Genomic DNA, 20,396 nt, shown 5'->3' on the forward strand with positions numbered 1-20,396 from the left:
ATGGCACCCTCAAAATAGGCGTACATCCTACCTGCTATGCAGCCCTGTGGCAGCCTGTCGCTGCTTACTTGGCTGCATTCGTCTGCGCTTTGCCAAGGTTTTCCCGGGCTTGCAGGCCGATAAACAGCGGCTCAAGGATCGGCGCCACAAACCGCGCACCGACTTCGGACAGGTGATTGTCATCGGTGTACAGCGAGTAGCCGCCGAGTTCGGCGTGGCACAGGCCGTTTTCATCACACAGTCGCGGCGCCGGATCGACCACGCGCACCGCCGGATCCTCCTGCGCCAACTGCGCGAACAACTGACTGATGAACACCTGACGCTTGTGGTGCGCCTCGACGGCCAGTCCGACGTCATCCACCGGACGATCGAGCATCGCCAGCCGCGTCAGCCGATACGGCGGGCTGAACGCCTGCAACGGCGCCTCTTTCACCAGCCATACGCGATGCCCGGCCGCCCGCAATTGTGTGACCCGCGCATGCAGCCCCTCGGCAAAGCGCCGCTCGGCATCGGCACGATCATAGCGGCCATCGGGCGTTCGCAGCACATGGCCCAGATCGCCCTTGGCGTCACCGTACAAATACAGACTCCAACGCGCGACCAGCACTACATCGCTGATCGCCTGGGTTTTCAGCCCCTGCTCGACCCGCTTGTTGAAGCGTGCACAAACCCCGTCATGCTCCAGCCCATCGACCGGAATGCAACCCGGAGAACTGGCCAGAATCACGCTGACACCGTGAGCTTTGGCACCGTCATCGAACACCGGGATCAGCGCCGTGGCGTGACTGTCGCCCCAGACCATGGCGCGGCTCGGCAGGTCCGTCATGCCGTAATGGCAGAACAGCTTGTCGTCCGGGGTCTTGTCATCCGCCAGACACGCCATCAGCTCCGGCCGCCACTCGCGCCCCTTGGCGTATTGCAGCGCCTGCTCGGACAGGCGCCATGGCAGGCCATCGGTCCAGCGCAGCGATTGCCCGGCCAGACCGAGCACCAGGATGCCGCAGAAACCGGCGAGCAGAATCTGCCGACGACCGGCGAGCAAACGCCGTTCGCGGAACGGCGTTTCGACGAATTTCCACGACAGATAACCCAGCACCAGGGTCAGCAGGATCAACCCGGCCGTGTCGAGCGCGCCCGGCTCATCGACGCTGGCGTAGCTGGAAAACACGAACACCGGCCAGTGCCACAAGTACCAGGAATAGGAAATCAGGCCGAGGCCGACCATCACCCGACTGCTCAACAATTGACCAACCAGCGTTTCGCGATGACCGTTGGCCAGAATCAGCAGCACCACGCCCAGCACCGGCAGCAGCGCGGTCGCTCCCGGGAACGGCGTCGACTTGTCGTAGACGAACACTGCCAGCAGGATCAACCCCATGCCCAGCAGGCTCAAGGCCTGGGCGGCCAGCGGTTTCAAACGCCAGGCGTGTTTCGGCGCAATCGCCAGCATCGCCCCGGCGAGCAACTCCCAGGCACGCATCGGCAACAGGAAGAAAGCCTTTTCCGGATGATGCTGGATCGCCCACACACTCAGCCCGAACGACACCAGCAGCACGCCGAACAGCGCCAGCCGCCAGTGTTTCAACCGGCTCGAGAGCAACGTCAGCAGCAGCGGGAAGAAGATGTAGAACTGCTCTTCCACCGCCAGTGACCAGGTATGGAGCAGCGGTTTCAGGTCAGAGGCGACGTCGAAGTAGCCGTCCTGGCGCATGAACAGGATGTTCGAGACAAACGTCACCTGATAGCGCACCGAACGCCCCAGCTCTTCGTAGTCCTTGGGCGCCAGCAGGAACCAGCCCACCGCCAGCACCGCAATGATCATCGCGAACAGCGCCGGCAGAATCCGCCGCGCACGCCGCGCCCAGAACTCGACGAAACTGAAACGCCCGGCCTGACGCTGGTTCCAGATGATCGAGGTGATGAGGTATCCGGAGATCACGAAGAACACGTCCACGCCGACAAAACCGCCGGTAAACCCCGGAACGCCAAAGTGGAACAGCACCACGGCGATCACTGCGACTGCGCGCAGGCCGTCGATATCCCATCGATAAGCGAGTGTGCTCATAAAATCTTTAATGCCAATCAGGTGGTTGTTTTTTGTACAGCGCGAATTTGAATAAAAGAGGCTCGCGAGCGCTGCTGGTTGTATTGCCCGATCACAGACCTTAACAGATCAGGAATCGCTCATTGCCGGGACAAATTTCATGCAAAAAAAAGGCGCCCCCGCGAGGGCGCCTTTTTCCGCTTCAACAGGCGATGTTACTTGCGTTTCATCGACAGGAAGAACTCGTCGTTGGTCTTGGTCGTTTTCAGCTTGTCGACCAGGAACTCGATGGCCGCCACTTCGTCCATCGGGTGCAGCAGCTTGCGCAGGATCCACATGCGCTGCAGTTCGTCATCGGCGGTCAGCAACTCTTCGCGGCGGGTGCCGGAGCGGTTGATGTTGATAGCCGGGAACACACGCTTCTCGGCGATCTTGCGATCCAGAGGCAGCTCCATGTTGCCGGTACCCTTGAACTCTTCGTAGATCACTTCGTCCATCTTCGAACCGGTTTCAACCAGCGCGGTGGCGATAATGGTCAGCGAGCCGCCTTCTTCGATGTTGCGCGCAGCACCGAAGAAACGTTTCGGTTTCTCCAGGGCGTGAGCATCGACACCACCGGTCAGCACCTTGCCGGAGCTCGGGATCACGGTGTTGTAGGCACGGGCCAGACGGGTGATGGAGTCGAGCAGGATCACCACGTCCTTCTTGTGTTCGACCAGGCGCTTGGCCTTCTCGATCACCATTTCGGCAACCTGCACGTGACGGGTCGGCGGTTCGTCGAAGGTCGAGGCAACCACTTCGCCGCGCACGGTGCGCTGCATTTCGGTCACTTCTTCCGGACGTTCGTCGATCAACAGCACGATCAGGTGAACTTCAGGATTGTTACGCGCGATGTTCGCGGCAATGTTCTGCAGCATGATCGTTTTACCGGCCTTCGGCGGTGCAACGATCAGACCACGCTGGCCTTTGCCGATCGGGGCGCACAGGTCGATCACACGACCGGTCAAGTCTTCGGTGGAACCGTTACCGGCTTCCATCTTCATGCGCACGGTCGGGAACAGCGGGGTCAGGTTCTCGAAGAGAATCTTGTTCTTCGCGTTCTCCGGACGATCGAAGTTGATCGTGTCGACCTTGAGCAGAGCGAAGTAACGCTCGCCTTCCTTTGGAGGGCGGATCTTGCCAACGATGGTGTCACCGGTGCGCAAGTTGAAACGACGGATCTGGCTCGGCGAGACGTAGATATCGTCCGGGCCGGCGAGGTAGGAAGCGTCAGCGGAGCGCAGGAAGCCGAAGCCGTCCTGGAGAATCTCCAGCACGCCATCACCGGAGATTTCCTCGCCGCTTTTCGCGTGCTTTTTCAGCAGGGAGAAAATCACGTCCTGCTTGCGCGAACGGGCCATATTTTCTATGCCCATCTGTTCGGCCAATTCGAGCAGTTCGGTAATCGGCTTTTGCTTGAGTTCAGTCAGATTCATATAGGAATGACGTAATCATTTATGGAGGGGGGGAAATTAAGCTTTTGGCTTAATGAGGCCGCGCCGCGGAGAAGGCGACAGGATCGCGAACTTGTTCGAAAAGGAGTGCGTCGGCGACGGCTAGCAGGGGGCAGTGGAGAAACCAGTGCGGGGCCGAATGTACCACCTGAGTTTCGGAGCGTCTAGCCCTGAATACGCAAAAAGCCCCGCAAATTGCGAGGCTTTTTTTCGGCGATTTACAGCGACGCTTAGATGTTGGCGTCGAGGAAAGCAGCCAGTTGCGACTTCGACAGGGCGCCAACTTTGGTCGCTTCAACGTTGCCGTTCTTGAACAGCATCAGCGTCGGGATACCACGCACGCCGTGCTTGGCCGGGGTTTCCTGGTTTTCGTCGATGTTCAGTTTGGCAACGGTCAGCTTGCCTTTGTAGGTCTCGGCAATCTCGTCCAGAACCGGAGCGATCATTTTGCAAGGGCCGCACCATTCAGCCCAGTAGTCGACCAGTACAGCGCCTTCGGCCTTGAGTACGTCGGCTTCGAAGCTGGCGTCGCTAACGTGTTTGATCAGATCGCTGCTCATGGAATTCTCCAGGTTGTAAGCAAAAAAACGTGGCCCATCATATCCGCCCTTCCCTTGTTCAGGAAGCCGCAGTTGATTGAGTCTTGCTATGGCGCCCCATGAGTCTGGGTATAGCCCAAGTCACGCGGCGGCGGGGGCGATGAAGGCGATCCCGGTGCGCAGCGCCGCGTTGCGCACGTGCTCCTGCATGGCTTTCTGGGCTGCTGCGGATGCCCGGCGGGCCAGTGCGCGGAGGATCTTGCGGTGTTCCTGCCAGGTTTCCATCGCCCGTTCGGCGCGGATGAACGGTAGCTTCTGGCTCTCCAGAAAGATCTCGGCGCTGGCGGTGAGGATGCTCAGCATCGCCTGATTGCCGCTGGCCAACAGAATGCGCCGGTGGAATTCGAAGTCGAGTTTCGCCGCAGCCTCGAAGTCCCCCGCCTTCAATTGCTCGCGCATCGCCGCAACGTTGTCCTCCAGCGCATCCAGATCGATCGTGCTCAAGGTCACCGCCGCCAGCCCGGCGGCAAAACCCTCCAGCGCATAGCGCAACTGAAAGATGTCCAGCGGCGAAGCCTGCGCCGCGAACGGCCAGCCCGGCGCATGGTCACCCGGCGCAATGTCCACCGGTGCCTGCACGAACACGCCTTTGCCCGGCTGGATGCTGACCACGCCCAGCGCACTGAGCGATGACAACGCCTCACGCAATGACGCCCGGCTGACCCCCAGTTGCACCGCCAGATCCCGCTGCGACGGCAACGCATCGCCCGCACCGAACCCCTGTTCGGTGATCAGTTTGCGTATGGCTTGCAGCGCCACTTCGGGTACGGCGCGGGAGATCGAGTTCATGGTTGTTCAGACGAGCCAGGCCAAGGTGCGGCTAGTTGTAAAGCTATTCGCCGGATCCGGCAAGTCGTGCCCCAGCGGGGTTCGACGCCTTGGCGCGATGCGCTATCGAGGTGCGAAAAGCAACCTGACTGTTCAGACCAGTAAGACCGAAAAAAACCGGCAAACCCGTGGCCTGCCGGGGATAAAACCGGGTGTTGGCACGGCGCATGCTCTGTCCGATCGCAGAAAACACTTCCCGCCGATCCGGAGATTTGCCATGAGCCTGCGTTACAGCGCCCTCCTCACCGCCCTATTTGCCAGCCTGATGCTGAGCCAGGCCCCCGCCCACGCCGATGGCCTGGAAGACGTGGTCAAACGCGGCACACTGAAAGTCGCCGTGCCTCAGGACTTCCCGCCGTTCGGCTCGGTCGGCCCGGACATGAAACCTCGTGGCCTGGACATCGACACGGCAAAACTGCTGGCCGAGCAACTCAAGGTCAAACTCGAACTGACCCCGGTCAACAGCACCAACCGCATTCCGTTCCTCACCACCGGCAAGGTCGATCTGGTGATCTCCAGCCTCGGCAAGAACCCGGAGCGCGAGAAAGTCATCGACTTCTCCCACGCCTACGCGCCGTTCTACCTCGCGGTGTTTGGCCCGCCTGATGCCGCCGTCACTACGCTCGACGACCTTAAAGGCAAAACCATCAGCGTCACCCGTGGCGCGATCGAAGACATCGAGCTGACCAAGGTCGCCCCCGAAGGCGTGACCATCAAGCGCTTCGAGGACAACAACTCGACCATCGCCGCCTACCTCGCAGGGCAAGTCGACCTGATCGCCAGCGGCAACGTGGTGATGGTGGCGATCAGCGAGAAGAACCCGAAACGCGTGCCGGCGCTGAAGGTGAAGCTCAAGGATTCGCCGGTCTACGTCGGCGTGAACAAGAACGAGCCGGCGCTGCTGGGCAAGGTCAACGAGATTCTCGCCACCGCCAAGGCCGACGGCGCGCTGGAGAAAAACTCGCAGACCTGGCTCAAGGAGCCACTGCCGGCCGATCTCTGATCGATCGCGCGGGAGACAATTGATGGCTTATCAGTTCGATTTCATGCCGGTGGTGCAAAACACCGACCTGCTGCTGCGCGGCGCTCTGTTCACCCTGGAACTGACGGCCATTGGCGCAGTGCTCGGCGTCGGCGTGGGCATCGTCGGCGCGCTGGTGCGGGCGTGGAACATTCGCCCGTTCTCGGCACTCTTCGGCGTCTACGTCGAGTTGATCCGCAACACGCCATTTCTGGTGCAGTTATTCTTCATCTTTTTCGGCCTGCCGTCGCTTGGGGTGCAGATTTCCGAGTGGCAGGCAGCGGTGCTGGCGATGGTGATCAACCTCGGCGCGTACTCGACCGAGATCATCCGCGCGGGCATTCAGGCGATTCCGCGCGGGCAACTGGAAGCCGCCGCCGCACTGGCGATGAGCCGTTTCGAAGCGTTCCGCCACGTGGTCCTGCTGCCGGCACTGGGCAAGGTCTGGCCGGCACTGAGCAGCCAGATCATCATCGTCATGCTCGGCTCGGCGGTGTGTTCGCAGATCGCCACCGAGGAGCTGAGCTTCGCTGCCAACTTCATTCAGTCGCGCAACTTCCGCGCCTTTGAAACCTACGCGCTGACCACGCTGATTTACCTGTGCATGGCGCTGCTGATCCGCCAGTTGCTGAACTGGGTCGGCCGCCGCTATATCGCGAGGAGCAGCCGATGAGCGACTTCACCTTCTGGGACATCCTGCGCAACCTGCTCACCGGCCTGCAGTGGACGCTGGCGCTGTCGCTGGTGGCGTTCATCGGTGGCGGGATCGTCGGGTTGCTGATTCTGGTCATGCGCATCTCGAAAAACCCGTTGCCGAGCAACATTGCCCGCACCTGGATCGAACTGTTCCAGGGCACTCCGCTGCTGATGCAGCTGTTCCTGGTGTTCTTCGGCGTGGCGCTGGCCGGGATCGAAATTTCGCCGTGGATGGCCGCGGCGATTGCCCTGACGCTGTTTACCAGCGCCTATCTGGCGGAGATCTGGCGCGGTTGCGTCGAAGCGATCCCTCACGGTCAGTGGGAAGCGTCATCGAGCCTGGCGCTGAATCCGCTGGAGCAACTGCGCTACGTGATCCTGCCGCAGGCGTTGCGCATCGCGGTGGCGCCGACCGTGGGCTTCTCGGTGCAAGTGGTCAAAGGCACGGCGGTGACCTCGATCATCGGTTTCACCGAGCTGACCAAGACCGGCGGCATGCTCGCCAACGCCACGTTCGAACCGTTCATGGTCTACGGCCTCGTCGCCCTCGGCTACTTCCTGCTCTGCTACCCCTTGTCGCTCAGTGCGCGCTACCTGGAAAGGAGACTGCATGCCTCTGCTTAGAATTTCCGCCCTGCATAAATACTACGGCGATCACCACGTGCTCAAAGGCATCGACCTGAGCGTCGAGGAAGGCCAGGTGGTGGCGATCATCGGCCGCAGCGGCTCGGGCAAATCGACCCTGCTGCGCACGCTCAACGGCCTGGAGTCGATCAATGACGGGGTAATCGAAGTCGACGGCGAGTACCTCGACGCCGCCCGCGCCGACCTGCGCAGCCTGCGGCAGAAAGTCGGCATGGTGTTCCAGCAGTTCAACCTGTTCCCGCACCTGACCGTCGGCGAGAACGTGATGCTCGCGCCGCAAGTGGTGCAGAAAGTACCGAAGGCCAAGGCGGCCGAACTGGCGCGCAAGATGCTCGAACGCGTCGGCCTGGGGGAGAAGTTCGACGCCTTCCCGGATCGGTTGTCTGGCGGGCAGCAACAGCGCGTGGCAATTGCCCGGGCGCTGGCAATGTCGCCGAAAGTGCTGCTGTGCGACGAGATCACCTCGGCGCTGGACCCGGAACTGGTCAATGAAGTGCTGGCCGTGGTGCGCCAGCTGGCGAAAGAAGGCATGACGCTGATCATGGTCACCCACGAAATGCGTTTCGCCCGGGAAGTCGGCGACAAACTGGTGTTCATGCACCATGGCAAGGTGCATGAAGTGGGGGATCCGAAGGTGTTGTTTGCCCATCCGCAGACGGCGGAGCTGGCGAATTTCATTGGCACCGTTGAAGCCGCCAACTGAGCCGGCACGCTCCTGTGGCGAGGGAGCTTGCTCCCGCTCGGCTGCGCAGCAGTCGTGAAAGCCGCCGACCGCGATTTACCTGAATCTCGAGGTGAATGGCTTGAGGGCCGCTTCGCAGCCCAGCGGGAGTAAGCTCCCTCGCCACAGAAGCTGTGTTGGATCAAGGGTTTGAACCATGCGCGTTGGCGCCAGCGTTTGATCGTGGCACGATGGCGGGGTTATCGACCGAGACCCCCTGACCATGCCGCAATCCAAAGCCAAGAATCTGTCCCTGATCGCCGCAATCGACCTGGGCTCCAACAGCTTCCACATGGTCGTGGCCAAGGCCCAGAACGGTGAAATCCGCATTCTGGAGCGCCTCGGAGAGAAAGTGCAGCTTGCCGCCGGCATCGACGACGAGCGCCATCTCAATGAGGAATCGATGCAGCGCGGGCTCGATTGCCTCAAGCGTTTTGCCCAACTGATCAACGGCATGCCGCTGGGCGCCGTGCGAATCGTCGGCACCAACGCCCTGCGCGAAGCGCGCAATCGTCTGGAATTCATCCACCGCGCCGAAGAAATCCTCGGTCACCCGGTGGAAGTCATCTCCGGCCGTGAAGAAGCGCGGCTGATTTATCTGGGCGTGTCACACACCCTCGCCGACACCCCGGGCAAGCGTCTGGTGGCCGACATCGGCGGCGGCAGTACCGAATTCATCATCGGGCAGCGGTTTGAACCGCTGCTGCGCGAAAGCCTGCAAATGGGCTGCGTCAGCTTCACCCAGCGCTACTTCAAGGACGGCAAGATCACCCCGGCTCGTTACGCTCAGGCGTACACGGCGGCGCGGCTGGAGATCATGAGCATCGAACACGCCCTGCACCGCCTGACCTGGGATGAAGCCATCGGCTCCTCGGGCACCATCCGCGCCATCGGCCTGGCGCTGAAGGCCGGCGGGCATGGCACCGGCGAAGTGAATGCCGAAGGCCTGGCCTGGCTCAAGCGTCGCCTGTTCAAACTGGGTGACGTCGACAAGATCGATTTCGAAGGCATCAAACCTGACCGCCGGGCGATCTTCCCCGCGGGTCTGGCAATTCTCGAGGCGATCTTCGACGCCCTCGAACTGCAACGCATGGATCACTGCGAAGGCGCACTGCGCGAAGGCGTGCTCTACGACCTGCTTGGCCGCCATCACCACGAAGACGTGCGCGAACGCACCCTGACCTCGTTGATGGAGCGTTATCACGTCGACCTGGAACAAGCGGCACGCGTCGAACGCAAAGCGCTGCACGCCTTTGATCAGGTCGCTGCAGACTGGGAGCTGGATGACGGCATCTGGCGCGAACTGCTCGGTTGGGCGGCGAAGGTCCACGAAGTCGGCCTCGACATCGCGCACTACCACTACCACAAGCACGGAGCCTACCTGATCGAACACTCGGACCTTGCCGGGTTCTCCCGCGAAGACCAGCAAATGCTCGCCCTGCTGGTGCGCGGCCACCGCCGCAACATTCCCAAGGACAAGTTCGCCGAATTCGGAGACGACGGCGACAAGCTGATCCGCCTGTGCGTGCTGCTGCGCTTCGCGATCCTGTTCCACCACATCCGTGGCACCCAAACGATGCCGCAAGTGGTGCTGCACGCCAAGGGCAACACCCTCGACGTGGAATTCCCAGAGCACTGGCTGGAGGAGAATCAGCTGACTCAGGCTGACTTTGGTCTCGAAGCCGAGTGGCTGACCCGGGTGGGCATCGTGCTGACAGTCCACTGATAACCTTGTGGCGAGGGAGCTTGCTCCCGCTGGGGCGCGAAGCGGCCCTTTCTTTAAAAGCATGGGCCTGCTGCGCAGTCCAGCGGGAGCAAGCTCCCTCGCCACAGGTGGGTGAATGACAGGTACAAAAAAGGCGATCCCGAGGGATCGCCTTTTTTATTGCGCTTGCGGCTTAGCTGCTCACCGGCAAAATCGGGCTGCCCAGGCGTTCCAGCAACGTCGCCTGCGCGCTGCGCGGGTTCTGGTTGCCGGTTGGCGTGTTGCGGATGTAACGGCCATCCGACTGCAGGCTCCAGCTGTGGGTGTTGTCGGTCAGGTACAGCTCCAGCTCTTTCTTGACGCGGGTCAGCAGCTTCTTGCCTTCCACCGGGAAGCAAGTCTCGACGCGCTTGTCGAGGTTGCGCTCCATCCAGTCGGCGCTGGAGAGGAACATCTGCTCCTCGCCGCCGTTGAGGAAGTAGAACACTCGGGTGTGTTCAAGGAAGCGACCGATGATCGAGCGCACATGGATGTTGTGCGAAACCCCGGCAATGCCCGGACGCAGGCAGCACATCCCGCGCACCACCAGATCGATGCGCACGCCGGACTGGCTGGCCTTGTACAGCGCGCGGATGATCTTCGGATCGGTCAGCGAGTTGAACTTGGCGATGATGTGCGCCGGCTTGCCTTCAACGGCGAACTGGGTTTCCCGGGCAATCATGTCGAGCATGCCCTTTTTCAGGGTGAACGGCGCATGCAGCAGCTTCTTCATGCGCAGCGTCTTGCCCATGCCGATCAACTGGCTGAACAGTTTGCCGACGTCTTCGCACAGGGCATCGTCGGAGGTCAGCAGGCTGTAGTCGGTGTACAGACGGGCGTTGCCGGCGTGGTAGTTACCGGTGCCGAGGTGCGCGTAACGCACGATCTCGCCGGCCTCACGACGCAGGATCAGCATCATCTTGGCGTGGGTCTTGAAGCCGACTACGCCGTAAATCACCACCGCACCGGCCGCTTGCAGACGGCTGGCCAGTTGCAGGTTGGACTCTTCGTCGAAGCGCGCACGCAGTTCGATGACCGCCGTCACTTCCTTGCCGTTGCGCGCGGCGTCCACCAGCGCATCGACGATTTCCGAGTTGGCGCCGGAGCGGTACAGGGTCTGGCGCACAGCCAATACATGTGGGTCTTTCGCCGCCTGGCGCAGCAGGTCGACCACCGGGGTAAACGACTCGAACGGGTGCAGCAACAGGATGTCCTGCTTGCTGACGACACTGAAAATGTTCTCGCTGTTCTGCAGCAGTTTCGGGATCTGCGGGGTGAACGGCGTGTATTGCAGCTCCGGGTGGCTGTCCAGACCGGTGATGCTGAACAGGCGGGTCAGGTTGACCGGGCCGTTGACCTGATACAGCTCGGTTTCGCTCAGGTTGAACTGCTTGAGCAGGTAGTCCGAGAGGTGTTTCGGGCAGGTGTCGGCGACTTCCAGACGCACCGCATCACCGTAGCGCCGCGAGAACAGCTCACCACGCAGGGCGCGCGCAAGGTCTTCGACATCTTCGGAGTCGAGCGCCAGGTCGGCGTTTCGGGTCAGGCGGAACTGGTAGCAGCCCTTCACCTTCATGCCCTGGAACAGGTCATCGGCGTGGGCGTGGATCATCGACGACAGGAACACATAGTTGTCGCCCGGGCCGCCGACTTCTTCCGGAACCTTGATGATCCGAGGCAGCAGGCGCGGTGCCGGAATGATCGCCAGACCGGAATCGCGACCGAAGGCGTCGATGCCTTCCAGTTCGACGATGAAGTTCAGGCTCTTGTTTACCAGCAACGGGAATGGATGCGTCGGGTCGAGGCCGATCGGGGTGATGATCGGCGCGATCTCGTCGCGGAAGTAGCGGCGCACCCAGGTTTTGATCTTGGTCGTCCAGTGACGGCGACGGATGAAGCGCACCTGATGCTTTTCCAGCTCCGGCAGCAGGATGTCGTTGAGGATTGCGTACTGGCGATCAACATGACCGTGCACCAGCTCGCTGATTCGAGCCAGCGCCTGATGCGGTTGCAGACCATCGGCACCGGCCTGTTCCCGGGCGAAGGTGATCTGCTTCTTCAGCCCGGCGACGCGGATTTCGAAGAACTCGTCGAGGTTGCTGGAGAAAATCAGCAGGAACTTCAGCCGCTCCAGCAACGGATAGGACTCATCCAGCGCCTGTTCCAGCACGCGGATGTTGAACTGCAGTTGCGAAAGCTCGCGGTGGATGTACAGGCTGCTGTCATCCAGCCCCGGGATCGCAATCACTGGCGCCGCCGCAACGGCTTCGGTGACCGGCGCGGGCGGCGCAGGTTCGAGTTCCGGCGGGGTTTCGGTGATTTGCTCCACCACCGGTTGAGCTTCTTTTACTGCAACTTCAGTGAGTCCTTCGGTATTCATCGAATGTTCCTGGGAGGGCTATTTCTGCTCTCGTAACAATTGAGCGGCGCGGACAGCAAAGTAAGTCAGGATGCCATCAGCGCCGGCACGTTTAAAGGCGGTCAGTGACTCGAGAATCACCGCCTCGCTCAACCAGCCATTCTGGATCGCCGCCATGTGCATGGCGTATTCGCCGCTAACCTGATAGACGAAGGTCGGCACTTTGAAGGCATCTTTTACCCGGAAAAGAATGTCCAGGTACGGCATGCCGGGTTTGACCATGACCATGTCCGCGCCTTCAGACAAGTCCGCGCCGACTTCGTGCAACGCTTCATCGCTGTTGGCCGGGTCCATCTGATACGAGGCTTTGTTGGCCTTGCCCAGATTCGCTGCCGAACCCACGGCATCGCGGAACGGCCCGTAATAGGCGCTGGCGTACTTGGCCGAGTAGGCCATGATCCGCACATTGACGTGGCCGGCGATCTCCAGCGCTTCGCGGATCGCCTGAATCCGACCGTCCATCATGTCCGACGGTGCCACGACCTGAGCGCCGGCTTCGGCGTGGGACAGCGCCTGCTTGACCAGCGCGTCGACGGTGATGTCGTTCTGCACGTAGCCTTCTTCGTCGAGAATGCCGTCCTGCCCATGGGTGGTGAACGGATCGAGGGCGACGTCAGTGATCACTCCCAGCTCGGGAAACCGCTCACGCAACGCACGAGTGGCGCGCTGGGCAATGCCCTGCGGGTTCCAGGCTTCGGCGGCGTCGAGGGATTTCAATTCGACAGGCGTAACCGGGAACAGCGCCAGCGCCGGAATGCCCAGTTCGACCCATTTCGCCGCTTCTTCAAGCAGCAGATCGATGGTCAGGCGCTCGACGCCGGGCATCGAGGCCACGGCTTCGCGACGGTTCTCACCGTCAAGCACGAACACCGGCAGGATCAGGTCATCGACCGTCAGCACGTTTTCCCGTACCAGCCGACGCGAAAAATCATCGCGACGGTTGCGGCGCAAACGGGTAGCGGGGAACAAACGGTTGGCAGGGGTAAAGCTCACGGCAGACTCCTGAGCCCGCGCAAACGGGCGAGCGTGACAGTTATAAGCGGCCATTATGACCAACAGATTACAGTTGTGCGTACCCCGTGACATGTAGCCGCATTCCATTGTTAGCGTAGGAATTGTTCACGTCGAGACACATTTCGACACTTTCCTGAATGTGTCCGAAGGGTTAGGCTGCGCGTTCATTTCGCCAGCACCCAGACAATGCTCCAACAATTTCTGCATGACTTCGGCTACTTTGCCCTGTTTCTCGGCACGTTCTTCGAAGGCGAAACCATCCTGGTGCTCGCGGGCTTCCTCGCGTTCCGTGGATACATGGACATCAACCTGGTGGTGGTCGTGGCGTTCTTCGGCAGCTATGCCGGCGATCAGCTGTGGTACTTCCTGGGGCGCAAGCACGGGCGCAAATTGCTCGCGCGCAAACCGCGCTGGCAGATGATGGGCGACCGCGCGCTGGAACACATCCGCAAGCATCCGGACATCTGGGTCCTGAGCTTCCGCTTCGTTTACGGCCTGCGCACGGTGATGCCGGTGGCGATCGGCCTGTCGGGTTATCCGCCGGGACGCTACCTGCTGCTCAACGGCATCGGCGCAGCGATCTGGGCCACCGCTCTGGCGGCCGCCGCCTACCACTTCGGCGCGGTGCTCGAAGGCATGCTCGGCAGCATCAAGAAGTACGAACTGTGGGTGCTCGGCGCCCTGTTGGTACTGGGTGTCGGCCTGTGGCTGCGTCGCCGCTTCAAGAATGCGCGCCTGGCCAAGCAGGTTTACGCCGATGAACAAGCCGCAAAAGCCGCGCGCCTGCTTCAGGCAGAACACACCAAACCCGCCGAGCCTAAGACGCCAGCCGAGTAACACGCTGGCGACAGCCATACAGCCCGATGCCACTGAGCAGGCTGTAACCGAGCAGACCAGCCCAGGCCAACGGGCTGGCTGGCCATAGCCCGAGCAGCGGCGCCAGCCATACCAGGGGCACATTCGACCCCAGCCGCAGCAGCTCGACCTTCAGTGCCCACGGGCGATTCTCCAGCATCACCCCCAGCGCGAACAAACCCCACGCCACTGCGCCCCACCCCAGCAACAGCGCTGTGATCGACAGATGTTGCGCCTGCCCCATCAGGTCACTGCCCAGCGCGATATAGACGCAGAACTGTAGCGCCACATACCACTGGCGACGGCTGTCGAGCGGCACCTCGTACTTGCGGAAGCGGCTCAAGTCGGGTTTGGTCAGCGGGTACTTCGCCGCCACGTCCGCCGGACGCCAGCCGGTGCGCATGAACCAGATCCGCAGCTTGTCCCACTTGCTCTCGGCACGGCGTGCGTCGCCCCACAACTGCACATAGAACTGCACATTGGCCCACAGCGGATTCCAGCTCGCCAGCGGCGTGGTCACACCGAAAATCACCGGCTCGTTGTCGTCCTCTTCCTGAAACGTACCGAACAACCGATCCCAAAGAATGAACACCCCGCCGTAGTTGCGATCCATGTAGAGAGCGTTCTGTGCATGGTGGGCCCGATGATTGGATGGCGTGACGAAGAACCACTCGAACCAGCCGAGCTTGGGAATGTGCCGGGTGTGAACCCAGAACTGATACAGCAGATTCATCGCCGCGACACTGACGAACACCAGCAGCGGCACGCCAAACACGGCCATCGGCAGGTAGAAGATCCAGCCCAGCAGAAATCCGGTACTGGTCTGGCGCAACGCCGTGGAGAGGTTGTATTCCTCGCTCTGGTGATGCACCGAATGCGCGGCCCAAAGAATGTTGCGCTCGTGGCCCAGGCGATGCAGCCAGTAATAGCAGAAGTCATAGAAGACAAAGGCCAGCACCCAGACCCAGAGACTGTCGGCCGGCAACCTGAGCAGCGCCAGGTGTTCCAGGGCAAACGCATAGGTCACCAGCCCCAGGCCTTTGGTCAGCAGGCCGGTGGTGGTCGACAACACCCCGGCGCTGAGGCTGTTGACCGAGTCGGCGAGGCGATAGTGTCGGGTCCCGCGCCAGCGATCGGCAAGCAGTTCGGCGGCAATCAGCACGAAGAAAAATGGCACTGCATACAGAATGAAGTCCATGGCGCGCCCCGGTCGGATTCTATGGACAGATCCTAGGTCTAGCCGCCCTTTTCCCCTATGGCAACGTACGACAATTTAGTGGACATTTAGCGCCATGAATCTGGAGAGAAACCCATGAGCAAAAAAGTTGCAGTGATCCTGTCCGGCAGCGGCGTGTACGACGGCGCCGAGATCCACGAGAGCGTCATCACCCTGTTGCGCCTGGATCAACGCGGCGCGCAGGTGCAGTGCTTCGCGCCGAACATCGCGCAATTGCATGTGATCAATCACCTGACCGGTGAAGAAATGCCCGAAACGCGCAACGTCCTGGTGGAGTCGGCGCGCATTGCCCGCGGCAACATCAAGGACATCCGTGAGGCCGACATCGAAGACTTCGACGCGCTGATCGTGCCTGGCGGCTTTGGCGCCGCGAAGAACCTCTCGAACTTCGCCGTCGAAGGTGCCGGCTGCACGGTACAGCCTGAGGTGCTGGCCTTGGCTGAAGCCTTTGCCGAAGCGGGCAAACCGGTGGGCCTGATGTGCATCTCGCCGGCACTGGCGGCGAAAATCTACGGCCCGGGCGTAACCTGCACCATCGGCAACGACGCCGATACCGCCACCGCGATGAACAAGATGGGCGCCACCCACGAAGACTGCGCGGTGAGCGAGATCATCGAAGACAAGGCGCGCAAACTGGTGACCACCCCGGCCTACATGCTGGCGCAGAACATCAGTGAGGCGGCTTCGGGGATCAACAAGCTGGTCGACCGGGTGCTCGAACTGACGCACGAGAACGATGTTTGATGCGACCTTTCTGAAGGATTTTCGTGGTGAGGGGATTTATCCCCGATGGCTGCGCAGCAGCCCTTTGCATCTTGAAGCATTGGGCCTGCTGTGCAGGCCATCGGGGATAAATCCCCTCACCACAGGAATACGGTTGAATCAGGACTGACGTGCAAGGCGCGTGAGGATCCGGTCCAGTGCATTGGCAAACGCCTGTTTCTCACGCTCGCCGAACGGTGCCGGGCCGCCGCTGATCTGACCCTGCTCACGCAGGTCGGTAAACAGGTTGCGCACGGCCAGGCGCTCGCCCATGTTCTGCGCGTCGAACTCCTTGCCGCGCGGGTCAAGCGCCGCTACACCTTTCTTCACCAGGCGATCGGCCAGCGGAATATCGCTGCAGATCACCAGCTCTCCGGGCACCGCGTGCTCGACCAGATAATCGTCCGCCGCATCCGGGCCGCTGGGCACCACGATCAGCTTGACGATCGCCAGCCCCGGCTTGATCTGCGGTTGCCCCGCCACCAGCACCACTTCGAACCGGCGCTTGAGGGCGAACTTCACCACCAGCTCCTTGGCGGCCCGCGGGCAGGCGTCGGCATCGATCCATACACGCATGATTTTTTCCTCTTCTAAAAGCATCGCGGGCAAGCCGCGCTCCCACAAGGTTAACGCTAAACCTGTGGGAGCGTGGCTTGCCCGCGAATGTGAGCGCAGCGAATGCTGTTAAGCAGTGACCCGCTTCTTCTCCGCGATCCGACTCCGCCCGTACAGCACAACAATCGCCAGAATCGCCACGGCCTGAGCCGTCAGCGAATAGGCGTCGGCGTGAATCCCCAGCCAGTCGAATTCAAAGAACGCCACCGGTCGTGTGCCGAAAATCCCGGCTTCCTGCAGCGCTTTCACGCCATGCCCGGCGAACACCACCGACAAGGCACAGAGCAGACCAGCGTTGATGCTGAAGAACAGCGCCAGCGGCAGTTTCGCCGAGCCACGCAGGATCACCCAGGCCAGACCGATCAGCAGCACCAGCGCCGTCGCACCACCGGCCAGCACCGCATCATGCCCGGCGGGGCCAGCCTGCAGCCACAGGGTTTCGTAGAACAGGATCACTTCGAACAACTCGCGGTACACCGAGAAGAACGCGAGGATCGCGAAGCCGAAACGCCCGCCGCCGCCCACCAGACTCTGTTTGATGTAGTCCTGCCAGGCTGCAGCGTGGCGCCGGTCGTGCATCCACACGCCGAGCCACAGCACCATCACGCTGGCGAACAGCGCCGTCGCGCCTTCGAGCAATTCACGCTGCGAGCCGCTGACGTCGATCACATACGCCGCCAGCGCCCAGGTACCAAGACCGGCGAGCAGCGCCAGGCCCCAGCCGACATTGACGCTGCGCACCGCCGATTGCTGGCCGGTATTGCGCAGGAACGCGAGGATCGCCGCCAGCACCAGAATCGCTTCGAGGCCTTCGCGCAGCAGAATCAGCAGACCGGAGATGTAGCTCAGCGACCAGCTCAGGCCATCGCTGCCAAGCAGTTCGGCAGACGCTTTGAGCTTGCCCTTGGCCGCGTCCAGGCGCTCTTCGGCCTGCGCCACCGGCAGACCATCCTGCAACGACTGACGGTAGGCCATCAGCGATTTTTCGGTGTCCTTGCGTACGTTGGCGTCGACGTTATCCAGCGAACTTTCGACCAGTTCGAAACCTTCCAGATACGCCGCCACCGACAGGTCATAGGCCTGATCACGATCACCGGCGCGGTAAGCCGCCAGGCTTTTGTCCAGCGTCGCGGCGGTGTAGTCGAGCAATTGCGCCGGGCCGCGTTTGACCTGCGGTGGCTGGGCGCGCTGGGCACGGAAGGTCGCGGCGACTGGCGCACCTTCGGCGGCCTGTACTTCGGCCGGCGTCTGGCGTGCCAGATCAGCGATATTGAAAGTCTTGTCGGACTTGGCGGCGGCCGGGTCGGCACTGAAGCCGGCGATGTAGGTCGCCAGGTCCCAGCGCTGACGGTCGTCCAGTTGATCGGCGAACGCCGGCATGTCGGTGCCTTCGACACCTTGGCCGAGGGTGCTGTAGATCGCGTACAGGCTCAGATGATCCATCCGCGCGGCATCGCGCAGGTTGGCCGGTGGCGGCGCCATGCCGAGGCCCGCCGGACCGTCACCGGCTCCGTTGGCACCGTGACAAACCGAGCAGTTTTGCGCATACAGCGGCGCGCCACGGGTCGGATCCGGCGTGATGATCGGCGCCTGGCTGACCTCATACGCCACCGCCAGTTTCGCCCCCAGTTGCCGGGCCTGACGGGCGACGTCGGCACCATCCTGCTTTGCCGTGATAGCCGCATGCAGAGCTTCGACGCCCTGCTCCAGCGCAGCCTTCTCCGGTTTGGCCGGCAGACCGCCGATCAGTCCTTGCAGCACTTGGGTGAATTCCAGCTGCTCGCGGTATTCGCCGTCGTCGACGACCTTGCCCGCTTCAACCGTCGGCGGGTAGTCGGCGCTGATGTAATCGAGCAGGTGCAGCGCTTGCGGGGCGCCTTCCACCGTGTCGGCCAGCAGGTTGAAGCTGCTCAGGGCACACAAGGGGAACACCAGCCAGGCCAGAAATCGGGACGCGGCAGTCATGAATGAGTCTCAAATGGAAATGCGAAGTTACATATTGTTCACTTCGAACGCTTTTCACTCAAGCGTTGTCGATGTACGCCACCTGGGACGGGTGCCATGAACCTGCGAAAACGGACGCATCACTTGGCCACTACCGCACTCTATACTGCGCCACCTCATTGCATTTGCTGCTCAAGGACGAACCCTCTTCATGCGCCATAGCTTGCTGCTACCCCTGTTGATCGCCACCGTTGTGCAGTTGAACGGTTGCGGTGCGTATCGCAATTACGATCTGGAACTGCAACAGACCACCGCCCCGCTCAAAAACGGCAACATCGAAGGTGCCCTTTCGGTGATCGAAGCGAACAATCCGGACCCGGAAAAAGACCTGCTCTACTACTTCGAAAAAGGCGCCGTACTGAGTGCCGGCGGCGATTTTGCGCAAAGCCAGACCACCTGGCGCAGCGCCGAACAGATGATTATCGAACGCCAGGACACAATCCAGACCACTGGTGACAAGTTGCTTGCAGCAATGGGCGATCACTGGGGCAGCATCATCAACGACAAGCTGCGCCGCTACGATGGCTACGACTATGAAAAGGTCATGCTGACCACGCAAATGGCCCTCAATCAGTTGGCGCTAAATGACTTCGATGGCGCTCGCGCCGACATCAAGAAAACCCACGAGCGCGAAGCGCTGATCGCTCGGCAACGGGAGCTGGAATACGAAAAAATCGAGGAAGCAGCCAAGGCCCAGGGCGCACGTGTGCATTACAGGGATCTGCAGGGCTACCCGGTGGTAATGCTCGAATCGCCTGCGGTGATTGCCCTGAAAAACGGTTACCAAAGTGCATTCAGTCACTATCTCGCGGGCTTCACTTATGAAGCGCTGGGTGAAAAGGATCTTGCCGCACCCGGATATCGTCAGGCCATTGAACTGCGCCCGGACGTAGCCTTTTTTCAACAGGCACTGCGCGACCTCGGCAGCCCCGGACTCAAGGCCGATGAAAGTGACGTGCTGATCATTGTGCAAAGCGGGCTGGCACCTGCCCGCAGTTCAGTACGCGTGCCGTACCCGGTGAAGCTGGCAGACGGGCAAGTCATCGTCGCCAACATTTCGTTTCCGGTGATGGTGCCGGACACCTCAACCCCGCCGGTCAGTCAGGTGAGTATCGATGGTCGCCAGAAGAAACTGATCGCGGTCAACAGCATCACCGAAATGTCCTTGCGCACGCTGCGTGACGACATGCCCGGGATTATCCAGCGCACGACCTATCGGGCATTCCTCGCCGCAGATGTTCAAGGCACGGACAATCGACGCAACCCGAGCAAGGCGTCCTACGTGACTCACTGGGACAATTTCGAACACGCTGACACCCGCACCTGGCGCACCCTGCCTGACCTGACGCAGGTTGTGCGCCTGCGCCTGAAAAAGGGCGAGCATCTGATCAGCCTGTCGAATACCACGGCGCCGCTGAAGATCCGTATCGACCAGCACCGGCAGATGATCGGCCTGCGCGTGCTCGGTGGACAGATTTACGCCAATGGCAGCGCTTTTCAGTCCCGCACCTCGCTGGAAAATCGAGTATCCAGCCTGAAATAAGTAATGGCACCAAACTAACAAGTGCGATTAAAAAGCTATTACATGGCCAGCATCGCCCGCTTATAATGCCGCGCCCTCGCTATAGCGACGCGGCATAAAAGCTCCTCTGGTTATGAGGAATTGGCAGGAGGCCAGCGCCACTGTCGATGGGTCACA

General features: G+C 61.3%; 17 protein-coding genes. 8 read left to right on the forward strand and 9 right to left on the reverse strand.

Annotated features, from left to right (window positions below):
- Window positions 1-64: 64 nt before the first annotated feature.
- The 4 genes from B1722_RS10090 to B1722_RS10105 form a co-directional block, all read right to left on the reverse strand.
- Window positions 65-2,065, reverse strand: coding sequence for an acyltransferase family protein (locus tag B1722_RS10090; RefSeq protein ID WP_086792368.1), 2,001 nt, complete (start codon window positions 2,063-2,065; stop codon window positions 65-67).
- A gap of 194 nt (window positions 2,066-2,259) precedes the next feature.
- Window positions 2,260-3,519 (reverse strand): transcription termination factor Rho, encoded by a 1,260-nt coding sequence (gene rho / locus B1722_RS10095; RefSeq protein WP_003229334.1) that lies wholly within the window; start codon window positions 3,517-3,519, stop codon window positions 2,260-2,262.
- A gap of 248 nt (window positions 3,520-3,767) precedes the next feature.
- Window positions 3,768-4,097, reverse strand: coding sequence for a thioredoxin TrxA (gene trxA / locus B1722_RS10100; RefSeq protein WP_003206727.1), 330 nt, complete (start codon window positions 4,095-4,097; stop codon window positions 3,768-3,770).
- Window positions 4,098-4,217: 120 nt separating this feature from the next.
- Window positions 4,218-4,925, reverse strand: a complete 708-nt coding sequence (locus B1722_RS10105; protein WP_041072046.1) for a FadR/GntR family transcriptional regulator — start codon at window positions 4,923-4,925, stop codon at window positions 4,218-4,220.
- A gap of 256 nt (window positions 4,926-5,181) precedes the next feature.
- Here B1722_RS10105 and B1722_RS10110 point away from each other — a divergent pair, with 256 nt between their 5' ends.
- The 5 genes from B1722_RS10110 (at window position 5,182) to ppx (ending at window position 9,773) form a co-directional block, all read left to right on the forward strand.
- Window positions 5,182-5,967 (forward strand): transporter substrate-binding domain-containing protein, encoded by a 786-nt coding sequence (locus B1722_RS10110; RefSeq protein WP_086792370.1) that lies wholly within the window; start codon window positions 5,182-5,184, stop codon window positions 5,965-5,967.
- A 22-nt stretch (window positions 5,968-5,989) separates the two neighbouring features.
- Window positions 5,990-6,658, forward strand: a complete 669-nt coding sequence (locus B1722_RS10115; protein ID WP_041072042.1) for an amino acid ABC transporter permease — start codon at window positions 5,990-5,992, stop codon at window positions 6,656-6,658.
- Window positions 6,655-7,305 (forward strand): amino acid ABC transporter permease, encoded by a 651-nt coding sequence (locus B1722_RS10120; protein ID WP_041072041.1) that lies wholly within the window; start codon window positions 6,655-6,657, stop codon window positions 7,303-7,305. The genes B1722_RS10115 and B1722_RS10120 overlap by 4 nt, the downstream gene beginning before the upstream one ends.
- Window positions 7,292-8,029 carry an amino acid ABC transporter ATP-binding protein gene (locus tag B1722_RS10125; RefSeq protein WP_007968440.1) on the forward strand — a complete coding sequence of 246 codons (738 nt, stop codon included), beginning with the start codon at window positions 7,292-7,294 and terminating at the stop codon, window positions 8,027-8,029. The genes B1722_RS10120 and B1722_RS10125 overlap by 14 nt, the downstream gene beginning before the upstream one ends.
- A gap of 241 nt (window positions 8,030-8,270) precedes the next feature.
- Complete coding sequence (ppx, locus tag B1722_RS10130) at window positions 8,271-9,773, forward strand: exopolyphosphatase (RefSeq protein ID WP_086792372.1); 1,503 nt, start codon at window positions 8,271-8,273, stop codon at window positions 9,771-9,773.
- A 172-nt stretch (window positions 9,774-9,945) separates the two neighbouring features.
- On the opposite strand, the gene ppk1 is transcribed toward ppx, so the two are convergent.
- Both ppk1 and hemB read right to left on the reverse strand, forming a co-directional pair.
- On the reverse strand, window positions 9,946-12,171 hold the full coding sequence (gene ppk1, locus B1722_RS10135; protein ID WP_041072035.1) for a polyphosphate kinase 1: 2,226 nt from the start codon (window positions 12,169-12,171) through the stop codon (window positions 9,946-9,948).
- Window positions 12,172-12,189: 18 nt separating this feature from the next.
- A complete protein-coding gene (gene hemB / locus B1722_RS10140; RefSeq protein WP_041072033.1) occupies window positions 12,190-13,203 on the reverse strand; it encodes a porphobilinogen synthase in 1,014 nt (337 codons plus the stop codon).
- Window positions 13,204-13,410: 207 nt separating this feature from the next.
- On the opposite strand from hemB, the gene B1722_RS10145 reads away from it, so the two are divergent.
- Window positions 13,411-14,061: a DedA family protein gene (locus tag B1722_RS10145; protein ID WP_041072031.1), complete on the forward strand. Its 651-nt coding sequence runs from the start codon at window positions 13,411-13,413 to the stop codon at window positions 14,059-14,061.
- On the opposite strand, the gene B1722_RS10150 is transcribed toward B1722_RS10145, so the two are convergent.
- Entirely contained in the window at window positions 14,042-15,277 is a 1,236-nt protein-coding gene (locus B1722_RS10150; protein ID WP_086792374.1) for a sterol desaturase family protein, read from the reverse strand. The two genes, B1722_RS10145 and B1722_RS10150, sit on opposite strands and share 20 nt — an antisense overlap.
- Before the next feature lie 114 nt (window positions 15,278-15,391).
- Between B1722_RS10150 and elbB the strand changes: the two genes are divergently transcribed.
- Complete coding sequence (elbB, locus tag B1722_RS10155) at window positions 15,392-16,060, forward strand: isoprenoid biosynthesis glyoxalase ElbB (RefSeq protein ID WP_086792376.1); 669 nt, start codon at window positions 15,392-15,394, stop codon at window positions 16,058-16,060.
- Between the two features lie 138 nt (window positions 16,061-16,198).
- Here elbB and B1722_RS10160 read toward each other — a convergent pair whose 3' ends face one another.
- On the reverse strand, window positions 16,199-16,654 hold the full coding sequence (locus B1722_RS10160) for a YaiI/YqxD family protein (protein ID WP_047297238.1): 456 nt from the start codon (window positions 16,652-16,654) through the stop codon (window positions 16,199-16,201).
- Between the two features lie 108 nt (window positions 16,655-16,762).
- Window positions 16,763-18,658 carry an FTR1 family protein gene (locus tag B1722_RS10165; RefSeq protein WP_086792378.1) on the reverse strand — a complete coding sequence of 632 codons (1,896 nt, stop codon included), beginning with the start codon at window positions 18,656-18,658 and terminating at the stop codon, window positions 16,763-16,765.
- A gap of 190 nt (window positions 18,659-18,848) precedes the next feature.
- On the opposite strand from B1722_RS10165, the gene B1722_RS10170 reads away from it, so the two are divergent.
- A complete protein-coding gene (locus B1722_RS10170; RefSeq protein WP_041072026.1) occupies window positions 18,849-20,240 on the forward strand; it encodes a COG3014 family protein in 1,392 nt (463 codons plus the stop codon).
- Window positions 20,241-20,396 lie beyond the last annotated feature (156 nt).

It is taken from the genome of Pseudomonas sp. SCPG-7 (assembly GCF_002156405.1).
Classification (GTDB): domain Bacteria; phylum Pseudomonadota; class Gammaproteobacteria; order Pseudomonadales; family Pseudomonadaceae; genus Aquipseudomonas; species Aquipseudomonas parakoreensis.

Excerpts from the sequence above, each read along its gene's own strand:
- elbB (WP_086792376.1), top strand. The coding sequence starts at position 15,392 with ATGAGCAAAAAAGTTGCAGTGATCCTGTCCGGCAGCGGCGTGTACGAC.
- B1722_RS10165 (WP_086792378.1), bottom strand. The coding sequence starts at position 18,658 with ATGACTGCCGCGTCCCGATTTCTGGCCTGGCTGGTGTTCCCCTTGTGT.
- B1722_RS10170 (WP_041072026.1), top strand. The coding sequence starts at position 18,849 with ATGCGCCATAGCTTGCTGCTACCCCTGTTGATCGCCACCGTTGTGCAG.
- B1722_RS10105 (WP_041072046.1), bottom strand. The coding sequence starts at position 4,925 with ATGAACTCGATCTCCCGCGCCGTACCCGAAGTGGCGCTGCAAGCCATA.
- B1722_RS10090 (WP_086792368.1), bottom strand. The coding sequence starts at position 2,065 with ATGAGCACACTCGCTTATCGATGGGATATCGACGGCCTGCGCGCAGTC.
- B1722_RS10125 (WP_007968440.1), top strand. The coding sequence starts at position 7,292 with ATGCCTCTGCTTAGAATTTCCGCCCTGCATAAATACTACGGCGATCAC.
- ppx (WP_086792372.1), top strand. The coding sequence starts at position 8,271 with ATGCCGCAATCCAAAGCCAAGAATCTGTCCCTGATCGCCGCAATCGAC.
- rho (WP_003229334.1), bottom strand. The coding sequence starts at position 3,519 with ATGAATCTGACTGAACTCAAGCAAAAGCCGATTACCGAACTGCTCGAA.
- trxA (WP_003206727.1), bottom strand. The coding sequence starts at position 4,097 with ATGAGCAGCGATCTGATCAAACACGTTAGCGACGCCAGCTTCGAAGCC.
- ppk1 (WP_041072035.1), bottom strand. The coding sequence starts at position 12,171 with ATGAATACCGAAGGACTCACTGAAGTTGCAGTAAAAGAAGCTCAACCG.
- B1722_RS10115 (WP_041072042.1), top strand. The coding sequence starts at position 5,990 with ATGGCTTATCAGTTCGATTTCATGCCGGTGGTGCAAAACACCGACCTG.
- B1722_RS10145 (WP_041072031.1), top strand. The coding sequence starts at position 13,411 with ATGCTCCAACAATTTCTGCATGACTTCGGCTACTTTGCCCTGTTTCTC.
- B1722_RS10160 (WP_047297238.1), bottom strand. The coding sequence starts at position 16,654 with ATGCGTGTATGGATCGATGCCGACGCCTGCCCGCGGGCCGCCAAGGAG.
- B1722_RS10120 (WP_041072041.1), top strand. The coding sequence starts at position 6,655 with ATGAGCGACTTCACCTTCTGGGACATCCTGCGCAACCTGCTCACCGGC.
- B1722_RS10150 (WP_086792374.1), bottom strand. The coding sequence starts at position 15,277 with ATGGACTTCATTCTGTATGCAGTGCCATTTTTCTTCGTGCTGATTGCC.
- B1722_RS10110 (WP_086792370.1), top strand. The coding sequence starts at position 5,182 with ATGAGCCTGCGTTACAGCGCCCTCCTCACCGCCCTATTTGCCAGCCTG.